Annotated in this window: 8 protein-coding genes; all 8 read left to right on the top strand. The window is 44.1% G+C overall.

The genetic code is table 11. The features are described from left to right. The first annotated feature begins 311 nt into the window (after window positions 1–311). Window positions 312–2,951 carry a M16 family metallopeptidase gene (locus GJV22_RS05910; protein WP_163710051.1) on the top strand — a complete coding sequence of 880 codons (2,640 nt, stop codon included), beginning with the start codon at window positions 312–314 and terminating at the stop codon, window positions 2,949–2,951. A gap of 185 nt (window positions 2,952–3,136) precedes the next feature. Further along, a complete protein-coding gene (locus GJV22_RS05905; RefSeq protein WP_163710049.1) occupies window positions 3,137–4,477 on the top strand; it encodes a thioredoxin family protein in 1,341 nt (446 codons plus the stop codon). Between the two features lie 49 nt (window positions 4,478–4,526). After that, window positions 4,527–5,855 carry a thioredoxin family protein gene (locus tag GJV22_RS05900; protein ID WP_163710046.1) on the top strand — a complete coding sequence of 443 codons (1,329 nt, stop codon included), beginning with the start codon at window positions 4,527–4,529 and terminating at the stop codon, window positions 5,853–5,855. 24 nt (window positions 5,856–5,879) lie between these two features. Next, window positions 5,880–7,232, top strand: coding sequence for a thioredoxin family protein (locus tag GJV22_RS05895; protein ID WP_163710044.1), 1,353 nt, complete (start codon window positions 5,880–5,882; stop codon window positions 7,230–7,232). Window positions 7,233–7,440: 208 nt separating this feature from the next. Beyond that, on the top strand, window positions 7,441–10,284 hold the full coding sequence (locus tag GJV22_RS05890) for an insulinase family protein (protein ID WP_163710041.1): 2,844 nt from the start codon (window positions 7,441–7,443) through the stop codon (window positions 10,282–10,284). A gap of 309 nt (window positions 10,285–10,593) precedes the next feature. Continuing rightward, the gene (locus GJV22_RS05885; protein ID WP_163710038.1) at window positions 10,594–11,475 is read left to right on the top strand and encodes a tetratricopeptide repeat protein; all 882 of its coding nucleotides are present in this window, start codon (window positions 10,594–10,596) and stop codon (window positions 11,473–11,475) included. 208 nt (window positions 11,476–11,683) lie between these two features. Then, the gene (locus GJV22_RS05880; protein WP_163710035.1) at window positions 11,684–13,069 is read left to right on the top strand and encodes a sialate O-acetylesterase; all 1,386 of its coding nucleotides are present in this window, start codon (window positions 11,684–11,686) and stop codon (window positions 13,067–13,069) included. Window positions 13,070–13,168: 99 nt separating this feature from the next. Further along, window positions 13,169–14,374: a glycoside hydrolase family 27 protein gene (locus tag GJV22_RS05875; protein ID WP_163710033.1), complete on the top strand. Its 1,206-nt coding sequence runs from the start codon at window positions 13,169–13,171 to the stop codon at window positions 14,372–14,374. Window positions 14,375–14,713: the final 339 nt, after the last annotated feature.

Here is a 14,713-nt window from a genome sequence, read left to right as displayed (position 1 = left end):
TAAAATGAAGAAGCTGGCTTTTTAGGGATCGAATCTCAAGAAGTCAGCTTTTTCTATTTTCCTACGTTGTAAAGTCCGGGGAGCGTTTTGGGTTTCTATGAATGCTACGGATAGGGAGTTTCAGCCTGACGAAGCCACAAAATCGCCAAGTTGAAAATTTATTTTATAAGTAGTTAGCTGGGGAATTTCCGAAGCGTCTAATCACCAAGAATACTCATCACACAATGATTTCAAAAATATTCAATACCAAATATTGTATTATTCTCTTGGGGCTGTTTATGTCTCTGTTATCAACCGCGCAACCACTGGTCATGCCTTCTAATATTACCGTTGGCAAGCTCAATAATGGAATGACCTATTTTCTGGTTCCGGAAGGAGAACCGGGAAAGGTTGAGGTGCAAATTTATACGAAAGTGGGTGCTTTCATGGAACGGCCAGATCAACATGGCTATGCACACATGATTGAGCATATGTTGTTTCAGGGAAGCGAACACTATCCGAAAGGGGCGTGCCTGGAAGAAATGGAAACGATGGGCATGCGTATGGGACTCGATTATAACGCGCATACCAACAATACCGATACGGATTATTTTTTGACCATTCCTGAAAATGATAAAGACTATTTTCGCCGAAGCCTGAGCATTCTGAAAGACTGGATGTTTTATCTGGAGTTGGATGATGAGGAACTTGAAAACGAAAAGAAAGTAATTGTTGAAGAAATAAACCGGTCGGGGAAGTCAACTGTTCCGGGGGTGGTCAATCTGTTAGGAACCAGCTTGGAAGGTCACGAAGTTCTGGGAACGAAAGAGTCCGTTCGATCGGCAACGAGCGAAGGTTTATACCGCTTTTACAAAGACAACTACAGACTGGAAAATTTGGCTTTGATCGTGTATGGAAAGATGGACCAAAAATTTGCTAAAAAGACCATCAAGAAGCTATTTGAAGATGTTCCGGCAGATAGCGGGAATACCGGAAATCACTACATCGATGTGAATTCGGAAACAGTCGTAAGCGGTAAGGCATTATCGTCAAACGAAAAAGATGTTACGCTGGCAGTTTTGTTTAAAATAAAGCCACTAGTGGTCAATAGTTTTCCGGCTTTTAAGCAGGATTTGATCGATGGCCTTTTGTGTGACATGATGGAGCGCAGATTGGAAAAGTCTTTGATTGGCTGGATTTCGCAGGCATCGGCCAATATCGGGTCGATGATTACAGGCAACTCGATTTATAATTTTCGGATGAAGCTGGCAACGGAAGGCGATTATACAACGGTCTTCGATCAGTTTTGCCAGGTATTGGCGCAAGCCAAACAGCACGGATTTTCGCAAGACGAAATCAACTATTGCGGTGAACTTCGAATGGAATATTTTAATCGTGCTCGTCGCAGCAATTCGCAGGTGATTGGTAGCATGCATAATTTTATTAAGACTGGCGACATTCCAATCGACATTGAACAACGCGAGGAGTTAACGCAAAGAGCGATTCAGGAGCTCACTCCGGCCGATTTCTCAAAAACACTTGAGCGCATGCTGGATCTGAACAAAACGATTTTGTTCGATAGTACCGCGGCGGCTTGGTCTCCGGAGTTCAACAAGGCCTATATTCTTGGCAGTTTAAACAAACTGGATAGAATAGCGACTGAACCTTATGTGTTTGAACGACCCAGAGGTGCGGTAATGAGCGAGCTGGAACCTGTGGCGGTTGAAATTGAAGAAAAGCCCGTTGTGCCGGCTAAAAAGAAGCTTCAGCTCGACGGTGGGCAGTTGGTGGAGCTCACTTACCCGAATGGTGCAACAGTCGTGCTCAGGCAGTCGCATCACGAAAATGCGCAAATCAAACTGTTAGGCAAAGATGGATTGAAGTTCGTTCCGGAAACAGATCGGGACTATTTGGACCAAACGTTTGGAATGTTGAACAGCGCTTACGGGAAATATGATGAAAAGCAAGCGCGCTCGTTGGAGCGGAGTATGAAAATTTTCAAAAAAGTGAGCTTCGACGATCAAAATTTTGAACTGAATGTCTCCGGAAAATCAGAGTTTCTGGAGCAAATGGTTCAGGTTTTCAACCTGATGCTGACAGAAACACACTATCCTAATGATGAAAAAGTTTGGGAATTTCTGGAAAAGGTTAATCGACGGAAAAGATCGGAAAAGGATGCAACGAAGCCAGTAGAAGCAGCCGATAGTGTAGGAGACGATCAGCTGGTCCGGAGATTGTGTCAATATGATCGCCTGTTGAAAGAAAATCTGCGCAATTCGGTTATTTTCTTTGACGGTGATTTGCCCGAAAATATAGAGGAATTGGTTTCAAAATATGTTGGAACCCTGGTTTCTTCAACCTCTCAGTCGCTGGTGAAAGAAGAGATTAACCTGGAGCCAACTGATTCGGCGCGAAATAAGGTTGAAAGCTGGAAACGCGATTTAGCGAAGGTGGAATACGTGTTTACAAAAGCAGATAAACAAAGCTTGACGATGCGTGATGAACTGATTTTGCAGGGTGCGGTGGAGCATGCTCACCTCCGGATGATCAAGATTTTGCGCGAAAAGTATGGCTTGGTGTACGCCACAGGCAAACGTTCGGGTATTTCTGTCGACCCCGTAGATTCGCGCATGTTGCGCCTGGCTTACATGACCGATACGACCAATGTTGAACGTACGTACGAGATTATGGCGGATGAAGTACTGGAACCCTTGAGCCGCGATGAACTGACGGATACCGATGTGTTGAAAATGAAAGCGATGTTGCGGAGTTTGTACGTCATGAGTTTTTACGAAGGTAAGCGAATCTCAGATGGCTGGCTGAAGAGCTATTTAAAATACGGCAAGCTTTATTCGCCAAGCGAATTAGACGTCATGATTAAGAAACTGTCAAAAAAGGAATTAGAGTCCTGTTTGCATCAAATGATTGATTTTGAGTATTATTTGCGGACGACATATTGGCCTGAAGGCTAAGCCAGCAATTTACAGAAAGTAAAATATTGCAAGGGAAGTCAGTTCATTTAGTTATGAACTGACTTTTTTTTTGACATTGTTGTCACTCTCCATCCGTTGTTTTCGGTCTTAATAATAACTAAGGCGTTGAAAGGGAAGATAGCCGATCAATTAGAAAAATTTAATCGCAATTAAAAAATAATTTCATGAATAGATTAAAAATGATTTTTGCCGTTCTTGCAGTCCTGTGGGGAGGAGAGTTGCTGGCGCAAGGGATTGATTTTAAGCATATCTCATTTGAGGAAGCTCTGGTTGAAGCGAAGCGCGAAAATAAGTTGGTGTTTATCGACTTTTACACCGTATGGTGCGCTCCTTGTAAAATGATGTCGGCCAGCGTATTTACCGATGCGAAGGTTGGTGGGATCTACAACAGTAAGTTCATCAATATCAAACTGGATGCCGAAAAAGAAGGCAGAGCTGCTGCCCGCAAGTTCGGTGTTTCAGCTTATCCGACATTGGCGTTCATTACGCCCGATGGAGAGTTGGCATACAAAAGCACCGGTTCCAGAAACATTGCAAAAACAATTGAATTAGCCGGGAACGCTGAGAGTTCTCGTTTTAGCGATTACAGCCTGACGAATTTGAAAGAGCTGTATCCGGAAAAACAAAACGACGAAAATTTCCTGAAGTTATACGTAGACAAGATGATTGAGTATGGTCAAAGTCCGGTTGAAGGGCTCGAAGCCTGGCTAGCTATTCAAACCGAAATAAAGGAAGACGATGTCGATATGATGGAATTCCTTTTCAAGCATAAAAAATACTTGTTGGTTGACGGAAAGGCTGAGGAAATTCTAAAAGCCAACTACGACGAATTTTTTGATATCGCGACCCGGACCGAAGAAGTCGAGCTGAAGCGTCTGCAAGCAGTCATGGTTTACAATACCAAAGCAGAAGCTTATCGCACAGGAAGCCCGGAGTTGATGCGTGCGTTTATTACGAATTGGAAGGAATTACCGGAAGGCCCGCTGAAAAGCGGAAGCCTGGATACCTACGAGTTGGATTACGTATGGTTAACCAAGGATGGGGATGCCTTCAAACAAGCAGCAACAAATTACATCGATAGCATGATGTCGGTAAAGAGCCTGGAGCAAATTCGGAAAGAAGACAAAGCCTACTACGAAGAATATAAGGCGACCAAATATATGCCGAGTTTAATGGGAAATTCAACGTTGGCGAACCTGGAATTGGGGCGTGAAGCGTTGGCGCAGACAAATGAAATTGAAAGTACCGGCTATAAATTCCTGAGATTTTGCGAAAGCAAAAAAGACTTTAAAACGCTGGAGTCGTGGATTGAGTACGGTGATCAGTTAATTCCGTCGGATTATGCAATGGATAACCTGCGTGCAGCGATGTTGTATAAACAAGGGAATGCGACAAAGGCGATTGAGTACAAGGAAATCGCGCTGAATAAGCTTTCGGAAAATAGCAAATACAGAAGTCGGGTTGAGCGAGAGCTGAACAAAATGAAACAAGGCCAGGAGCTTTAATTTCGGGTTTAGAAGAATCGTATTCAGGATCACTTTAAAATCAAAAATAATGAAAAAAATATATAGTCTTATTCTTCTTTTGTCGGCTCCAATGTTGATGCTGGCGCAGGGAATCACGTTCGAACACGAAACACTGGCCGAAGCTTTGTCCAAAGCAAAGGCAGAAAATAAACTGGTTTTTATCGATGGTTATGCTGTTTGGTGTGGCCCGTGTAAGCACATGGCTGCCACGGTTTTCAAAGAGGACGCAGTGGGGAAATACTTCGACGAAAATTTGGTTGCACTGAAAGTTGATGTGGAACGAGGGGAAGGACCTGCAATCAAACGTAAATATGGGATCGCTGGCTTACCGGGATATGTATTTCTGGATGGTGACGGGCTGGTTGTTTATCGGTTCGAAGCAGCTATGCCAACCGAAAAGTTCATGAAAGAAGTTGAATTGGCAGTTGCTTACGGTAAAGATCCCAACAGCGTTGGTCGTATAGCAGAACGTTATCCCAACGAGAAAAATGACGAACAATTCGTTCGCATGTATTTGGATAGGCTGAAAGAATCGAAGTCGACAGGTTATACCGGCATTGTGGAACAATACCTGGACATTCAAACCACAATGCCAGAAGAGAGCAAAGAGATGGTCACCTTCCTGGCTGACCATGCCGAAGAACTGGTTTTTAGAGGTAAAGCCGACGAGATTATTCAACGTAACCTTGGTTCTGATGCCTGGAAACAATGGGTACGCAAAGACATTCGCGAGGCCTTTCAGAAGTTACCGCGTAAAATGGTCGAAAGTACGACTGACTATGCGATACAAAAACGCGATACTGCGATGCTCGAGTATGTGTTGACGCGCGCAGGCGAAGCCGGTGCCGTGGCGGATGACGCCCAACGCAAGCGGTTGTACATTTTTTATTACGAGCAAACCGGACAGGGTGAAAAGTACAAAGCCATGGTGCACGACAACAACGAAGCTTATATTCAGTCGTTGGATGTGAAGAAATTGCGTTCAGATTACGAGGAAAACCTGCGCCTCAGAGCAGAAGGTGACCAGCATGCCCTCGCTATCAAGCCTTTCGCTATCCGTAACAGCTCCCAGATTTACAGCATGGTGTACAATTACGCCAAGTTCGCTACGACCGATCAGGAGAAGGCGGATGTGGTTCGCTGGATGAAAGTAGCTTACGACATTTTACCGGGCGATGCGACGATCATGAGCGAGTATGCGAATATCCTCTATACGTTTGGAAGCAACCAGGAAGAGGCGATAAAAATTAAAGAAGAAGCGTACGAAAATGCGGTGAAAGAAGATATGAAACGCGGTTCTTCAATTAAAGCCGACCTTGATTTAATGAAAGCAGGTAAAGAGATTACTCTGGGCTAATTTTAACCTAAGTATTTGAAAACAATGATTAACGCAAAAAATAAAATAGTAACAGTTTTACTACTCTGTGTATTGTTTGCCGGACAAGCATTGGCACAAGGAATCGACTTCAACCACAACCTTACTTTCGAGGAAGCACTTGCGCAAGCTAAAGCGCAGGACAAACTCATTTTTATCGATTTTCACACCGAATGGTGTGGCCCCTGTAAAAAGTTAGCGGCTGGTCCGTTTAAAGAACAGGCAAACGGTGATTTCTATAACCAGAACTTCATCAACTTAAAACTCGATGCGGAAAAAGAAGGCAAAGAGACTGCGGCTCGTTACCGGGTTAATGCTTACCCAACCCTACTGTTTGTTAACGGCGATGGCGATATCGTCCATATGGGGGTGGGCGTCACAAAAGGCCAGGACATGATTGGCTTTGGAAAAGAGGCTATGAATGCCGCCACTGCTAAATACAGTTGGGAAAAGCTGCAGGCCATGTATCCGAATAAGCAGGATGACGAAGCTTTCCTGAAGTTGTATTTTCAGAAGATGAAAGAGTTTGGTACAGATGCTTCAGAAGGCATCGATGCCTGGCTGAAGGTGCAAACGGAAATGGAAGACTCGAGTGAAGAGATGATGCAGTTTTTGCTGAAGAATCAAGGGAACGTGTATTGCGGTACAAGGGCGGAAGAGATCTTCAATGCCAACTACGATCATTACTTGACCCTGGCATCCGGTACTCAGAAAATTAATGTTGAGCGATTTCGCCAAGGCATGTTTGCCCGTACGGTGAAAAAGGCGAAGAGAAGCGAAAGTGCTTCTTTGATGCAAGTTGTGATTGATCGCTATCAACAATATGGAATAAAGCCGAGAGGGAACGAAAACTTGCAAACCTTCCAAATGGATTACTATCGTTTTTCAAAGGATTACGATGCTTTTAAGCAATTGGCGGAAAACTATGTGGATAGTTTAATGGGGCTGGAGTCGGTAGCGAAAATACACCAGCAGGACGCTGAAAGCTACGAGTGGTACTCCAAAGGGAAAGAGAAGGGTAAAGATGCCTATACCGACCTGATGCTACAAAAATACAAGGAGGGCTTGACGGCGAACAAACTTGTAGATGCAATTGCAGAAGTAGGCCAAAATTATTTGGCCGTGATGGAGGGTAAAAAAGAAACGAAGACGCTGAACAAGTGGATTGATTACTGCTACGAATTGATTCCCGGACAATACTGGGTGGATAACCTGAAAGCAGATTTGCTATACAAAGAAGGTAAAACCAAAGAGGCGATTGCGTTGAAAGGAACCGCCATCGAAAAGATGCCTTTTACGGTCAAGAAAAAGGTGAATTTTCAGCATGAACTGGACGTGATGGTGCAGAACGAAAATTGATTCAAGCACCGATCAGCGAAATAAATATTTAAGGATTTTTTAAACAGCTTCATATTGAGCGCTCTGAGCATTTTTTTAATTCGAAGATTGTGTCAGGCGCTCTTTTTTTCTAACAGCGGGATGTGAGAAGGCAACACAATTGCTTTCTAATTCAGAGCTTGAACAGTATAAACATCAAAATAATTTTCAGCCGAAAATTGAATCAGCTATGAGAAAACTATTTTTTTCGCTGATGGGAGTTGTTCTCATTGGCACGTTGTCGTTCGGACAACAATTTACCGATTTATCGCAGGAAGTTCCTTTTGATTCATCGATCAGACGAGGAGTATTGCCCAATGGCTTGAGCTACTACATCAAGCACAACGAGAACCCGAAAGGGGCGGCCAGCTTCTACATCTATCAAAACGTGGGTGCATCGCTTGAAACCGATGAGCAGGATGGTCTGGCGCACTTCCTCGAACACATGGCGTTCAACGGTACAACAACATTCCCCGGGAAATCCATGTTGGACATGCTCGAAAAAAACGGGGTGAAATTCGGTCGCGATGTGAATGCTTACACCACACGGAACGAAACGGTTTATAACATGAGCCGTGTCCCGACTTCGCGCGAAGGTTTGGTGGACTCTTGTCTACTGGTCCTGCGCGACTGGTGTGATGAGCTCTCGCTCGAAGAAGCAGAGATCGATGCCGAAAGAGGCGTAATTTCCGAAGAATGGCGTACGCGCAGAAATGCGTCATTTCGGGTGCAGGCTAAAACGGCGCCAATCATCTTCAATAATACCATTTACGCACAGCGCGATGCTATCGGCGAGCTGGATGTTATCAAAAACTTCGACCCGAAAGAATTGCGTTCGTTTTACCACGAATGGTACCGTACCGACTTGCAGGCCGTAGCGATTGTGGGCGATATTGATGTGGATACCATCGAGGCAAAAGTAAAGGCATTGTTCTCTGCCATTCCGGCCATTGAAAACCCAAAGGAGCGGGCGGTAGTAGCTATTCCGGATAACGAAGAACCCAGGTATGTGCAGGTCATGGAGCCTGAATATAAAAATGTGACTATCGATCTGAAAATACGTTACAAGAAGCAGAATGATAATACCTTGGCTGGTTTACGCGAAAACTATATCAATAGCTTTTTCAATGCGTTGTTAAGTGGTCGTATTAAAGAACTGGTGCAGGAAAGCAAGCAGCCTTACCAACGCGCAAGTGTCGGTTTGGGCAGTTTGGAACGCGGTTACGGAACTTTCGATGTGTTTGCAAGTTGCGAGCCGGGAAAAGAAGCTGCGGCATTTGAAGCTGCTTACACCGAGTTGGAGCGTGTGCTTCGATACGGATTTACCGAAACGGAGCTCGAGCGTTTGAAAACAAACATGTTGGTAAGCGTGGAGAATAGCTACAAAAAGCGCGATCTGATCGGCGCCGAATCCTATTGCAAAGCCATAAAAACGGCTTACCTCCAACAAGTGTCAATTCCTGACGGCGAGTTCAAATATCAGTTTGCCAAAGCAATCATTCCGGGAATTACGGCTGAGGAAGTATCGGCTGTAGCCCAAAAATATTTGACCGATCGTAACCGCTCTTATGTAATCACTGGTCCGGAACGAGAACCGGGAACCGTGTTTATTTCGCAAAAGGAAATTGAAGACATTGTTGCCAATGTGCAAAACAGTGATTTAGCACCGTATGTCGATAACGCACCGGTATCAACAGAATTGTTGAGCAGCTTGCCTGAAGCGGGAGAGATTGTTTCGGAAAAGAAAATTGAGGAGTTTAATGCCACTGAGTGGACCTTGTCAAACGGAGCTAAAGTGGTGTATAAGTTCGACGATTACGTGAAAGAAGCCGTGGTGTTGACCGGACAAAGTAACGGCGGCAGCTCGTTGTACGGTGTGGAAGATATTCCTTCATTCAACGCGGCAGCCGACTTTGTTGGCGGTTTCGGTATCGGCGACTTCGATGCCGTGCAGTTTAAAAAGGTAACCACCGGTAAAACTGCGGCTTGTGGCTTTAATATTGGTGGTTATTCCGAGTCCGTTTCGGGCAGTACAAAGGTTGTCGACCTGGAAACTATGTTGCAATTGGTGTACATGCGGTTCGAAGAACCACGCTTCGACAAAGAAAATTTTGACCGTTTGATGGAGATCAATTACCGGAATGCGGCAAATGAAGTGAAAACGGCTAAGTCGATCATGCGCGACACGCTAAATACCATTATCAGTAACGGAAACCCGAGATCTCTGAAGTTCAGCAAAGAATACCTCGACCGGATCAATTTCGAGCGGATGAAGGAGATTTACCAGGAACGTTTTGCCAACGCTGGCGACTTCACCTTCTTTATAGTTGGTGATGTGCCCGAAGAAGAATTGAAACCACTGGTGGAGCAATACATCGGTTCAATCCACTCGAACGGCAAAACGGAAAAGTGGGTTGACAATGGCAATTACTACCCAACCGGCAAACACGAATACCGCATTGAGGTTCCGATGCAGGATCCGAAAGCGACCATTGTTTTGAAATTTAGAAATGAGTTTGACTACTCGCGCGAAGCGGTGATCTACCAACAAATTATTGGTTCAATTCTGAACCTTCGTTACACCGAGAACATTCGCGAAAAAGAAGGCGGTACCTACGGAGTAACGGTAAAACCTACGGTTTCGCGCATTCCGAATATGAAGTACGGACTGAATATTCAGTTTGATTGCGACCCCACAAAAGCCGATCATTTAAAGGAATTGGTTTATAAAGAATTGGATGTCATTCAAAAGAATGTTCAATCTTCCGATCTCGACAAAGTAGTCCTGAATATGAAAAAGAACTACGGGCAGAAGGTTGAAAATAACGGCTATTGGATGTCAGTTCTTCAAACGTATTACTCAACCAACGAGAACAAGTTGGATCCGGGCTACTACGAAGATATTATAGAGAGAGTGACCACCAAAGACATTGCGAAAGCAGCGAAGAAATTTCTGAAGAATGCTGATGTGTTGGATGTTGTTTTCTTGCCTGAAAGTGATAAACAGTCCCTCACAATTCATAGTAATAATTAACAGCAGCTTTTGCTCAAAAATAAATCGTTGGGCACTTTCTAATATCCCGGCTTTTAAGATGTTTCTGAGAAATTCAGCGCTCTTAAAGTCGGGTTATTTTTTACTCCTGATCGCTTCGCGTTCTTTTCTGTGATTGGAACCGAATTTCAGGGAAGAAGTGATTCGAAGTTGGTCGATAGTTCCAATAATAGTCGGAGTGACCGATTCCGCTCACTTTTCAGAATTCCTGAAGCTTTAATAACTGCTAAATTTCAAGTATCTTGCGGACACTATTATTACTAACTCGATTACAAGTCAATTTTTACAACAATGAAAAGAACCATTTTATCAATTTTTATGCTGCTAACCGGTTTGGGGATAGCAGCAGCGCAGAATGCTGATGTTTTGAAAAGTGATGCGATTAGCGCTGAATCGCAGGAACAATATGCTGATGCTGCTCGTCTTTTCGAGGAAGCACATGCGGCCTATAAAGCACAAAATCAGTTGGACACAGTTTGTGTTTACCGAGCTGGAATGAACTATGTGAAGCTTGATCAATTTGAGAAGGCTCTTCCGCTGTTGGAAGAAGTTTACGGATTGAATTATAATACCGGCCGTACTTCCCGCCTGTTAGCCGATGCCTATTATGGCTTAAAGCAACCGGAAAAATCAGAAGAAGTGTTGTTAAAAGGAAAAGAATCGGTTCCGGCCGAAGCCGTTGAATTTGACAAAAAGCTGGCCTATTTATATTTTAATACCGGACAATACGAGAAAGCTGCAGAAAGCTTTGGTATTGTAAATGAAGCTAATCCAGGCAAAAAAAGTTATATGTATTTGTATGGGTTCAGCTTAGAGCGAATTAAAAAATATGATGAGGCGATTGCCATTTTCGAAACGATGCAAGAGCAATTTCCAGGCGATAAACGGTCAAAGAAGATGTTGGGTGTAACCATGTTTGAGAAAACCGATGTTCAGAATGAAGCAGAGGTTAAACGTTACGAAGAGAACAAGAAGGCCAAACTGGAAGATTATATTGGTACCAAAAAAAGGCTGGAAGATATCAACGAAGGGTATGAACACGCCCGGGTGATTTTGGAAGAGTCTTTGACTGAGTATCCGAATGACCAGTTGGTGATTACATCGCTTTATCAGCTTTATAAAAAGCAATTTAAAGAAGATAAAGCCGAGCAAATGAAAAAAAGAATGAAGTAATATTTCCGATATAGCTTTGTAAAGGTCTTCCTGGTGGAAGGCCTTTTTTTATGGTTTTTAGTATCCCGGCCCCGATTTGATTCGGCTAATTGCAGAATTTGAATTAAATTCATTGCGTTTTTAGAACAACAACTTTTTATAAACCCAACACATGAATATATCCCTCTCTTTCGGGGGTGTATTGCATGCTGTATAAACCTACACGAGCATGAATATCAAAATCTTTAGCCTGAGTTGTATCCTCTTGCTATGTCTATCACTTTTCAGTCAGGCTGTTTCTCTCCCTGCGATTTATGGTGACCACATGGTCATGCAGCAAAACTCCAAAATCAAAATATGGGGCTGGGGGAAACCACAGGAAAAAATTTCAATAACAACATCATGGAGCACAGACACGCTAAAAACGGAGGTCGATAATCAAGCCAACTGGTCCCTGATGATGGAGACCCCGGAGGCCGGAGGTCCTTATTCGTTTACCGTACAGGGTTATAACACCCTTCAAATTGAAGATGTATTAATTGGGGAAGTTTGGCTGTTATCCGGACAATCAAACATGGAGTGGTCGCCTCGGGGCGGACTCAAAGGAGGCGAAAAGGAAGTGAAAGAGGCTTCAAATCCGGAGCTTCGGCTTTTTATTGTAGAACACCGTACCTCTTCCTGTCCGGCTTATGATGTCGATGGACATTGGATGGTCTGTTCTCCGGAATCGGTGATGGACTTTAGCGCCGTTGGATTTTTCTTCGGCCGACAATTACAGGAGCAATTAGATCAGCCCGTTGGATTGATTTGCTCAGCCTGGGGTGGAACACCTGTTGAGGTTTGGACTCCGAAGGATGAAATTGTTCAAAATGAAAACTTGCGCGAAGGGGCTGCCAAATTGGAACCTGTTCCATGGGGACCGGTAGAGCCGGGGCGTGCTTACAATGCTATGATTGCACCACTAATGCCGTTCAATATTGCCGGTGCGTTGTGGTACCAGGGAGAAGCCAATACGGCCAATCCGGACACCTATGAGGCGATGCTGAAAACAATGATTCGCAGCTGGCGGGTTGGTTTTGGAATTGAATTTCCTTTTTACCTGGCACAAATAGCGCCTTACAACGGTTATGGTGGCGATACAGGGGTGAAAATTCGGGATGCCCAGCGGCGCGTCTTGTCCGAACCCAAAACTGGTATGGTTGTGGTGGCCGATGTTGGCGACACAGTAGACATACATCCGCGCAATAAAATCGATGTTGGTCATCGGTTCGCAAATCTGGCTCTGAATCAAGCTTATGGAATGAGTAACCTGGCTTACTCAAGTCCGCTGTTTTCCGGCTTTAAAGTAGAGAAAGGGAAGGCGATTGTGGCCTTTGAACATAGTGAAGGACTTTATGCAAAAGATGATTTGACCCAGTTTGAGATTGCCGGGAATGATGGCGAGTGGTATCCTGCAAAAGCGAAAGTAAAAAATGAAACCGTTGTGCTATCGAACCCGAAAGTTGAGGCTCCGGTGAATATTCGCTATGCCTGGGGGAATGCATGTGTTCCGAAACTGTTCAATGGGGCGGATCTTCCGGCGTCGAGCTTTACAACGGTCGACTGGAATAAATAGATTTTCAGCATGTATTAAAACGGGCATATTCGTCAAATTCATAAACCCAACCAGTGTTGATATGCCAACACTTCAACCCAAACACTTATTTGATAAAAGATGAAAAGAAGTTTAATTGTTTTAATGGTGCTTTTGACAGGCCTGAGTGGCTTTAGTCAGAAGTTTGAAGGGCTGGCGCCAACTCCGCCAATGGGCTGGAACAGCTGGAACAAATTTGCTTGTGATGTCAATGAAAAAATGTTGATGGAAGTTGCCGATGCGATGGTGGCAAACGGTATGCGTGATGCCGGATACGAATATATCGTTGTTGACGATTGCTGGCATGGCGAACGGGATAGCCTCGGTTTTATTCAAGCCTCACCTGAGCATTTTCCAAACGGAATAAAAGCCCTAACCGATTACATTCATTCCAAAGGTTTGAAATTTGGGATATACTCTTGTGCCGGAAATACGACCTGTGCCGGGAAACCTGCCAGTCGCGGTCACCAGTATCAGGATGCTTTGCAATACGCCAAGTGGGGTGTCGACTATCTGAAATACGATTGGTGTGATACCGAAGGACTGAATGCCGAAGCGGCCTATACAACCATGCGCGATGCGCTGTATGCAGCAGGTCGTCCGATTGTTTTCAGCCTTTGCGAGTGGGGCGATAACGATCCCTGGAAGTGGGGAGCCAATGTTGGTCATTTGTGGCGTACGACCGGCGATATTTACGATTGCTTCGATTGCGAGGTGAACCACGGAACCTGGTCGAGTTGGGGAGTAATGAAGATCCTGGACATGCAGGACGGATTGCGCCAATATGCCGGACCGGATCATTGGAACGATCCGGACATGATGGAAGTTGGAAACGGTGGAATGACACAGAACGAAGACCGGGCTCATTTTTCAATGTGGTGCATGATTGCAGCTCCGCTGATTGCCGGGAATGATGTTCGCGATATGAGTAAAGAGACACTTGAGATTCTGACAAATCAGGATGCAATTGCCGTTAACCAGGATAAACTCGGAATTCAAGGGTTCAAATTTGCTGAAAAAGACAGCCTGGAAACCTGGTTCAAACCCTTGGAAGACGGAGACTGGGCCGTTTGTTTTCTGAATCGTTCATCGAAAGTCGCTAACGTTGATTTCGACTGGAATACCAAGGTGTATGATGAACTTTCAAAAAGAGATCTGAACGCCGGTGAAACGGTTTATTCGCTATTCAATGTTTGGACGAAAAAGAATGAGGGAACAACAAAAAAAGCAATAAATGCAAAAATACCGTCACATGATGTGCTCATGTTACGTATAAGTTCGATGTAAACGTAATTTTTAGATATGAAAACGGGTGCAAGTCTGGTATTGACCAGCTGCACCCGTTTTTTTTTTTGATTGGCATAAAGGTTCGTGTTTGTTCCTGAAAATCAGGTATTCCGATTTATCATTATATTTTATTATTCGTGAATTTGCTCGCTTTTAGGCCTATTGTTTAGTTAAAACTGCTTTCGTTTTGATACTTTCTAAAATAAATTAAGACAAATGTGTCTTTTACATGATCATAACTATCATTTACTTGTCTCTTTGTCGTTTTCTGTTTGCTGCCCTGTAGCTCCCGTTATTCCATCCTTTAAGTACATGATGAGCCGTTTTTGTTTTAAGACA

Source organism: Mangrovibacterium lignilyticum (genome assembly GCF_010882175.1).
GTDB classification, from domain to species: domain Bacteria; phylum Bacteroidota; class Bacteroidia; order Bacteroidales; family Prolixibacteraceae; genus Mangrovibacterium; species Mangrovibacterium lignilyticum.
This window is presented reverse-complemented; position numbering and strand designations above follow the sequence as displayed.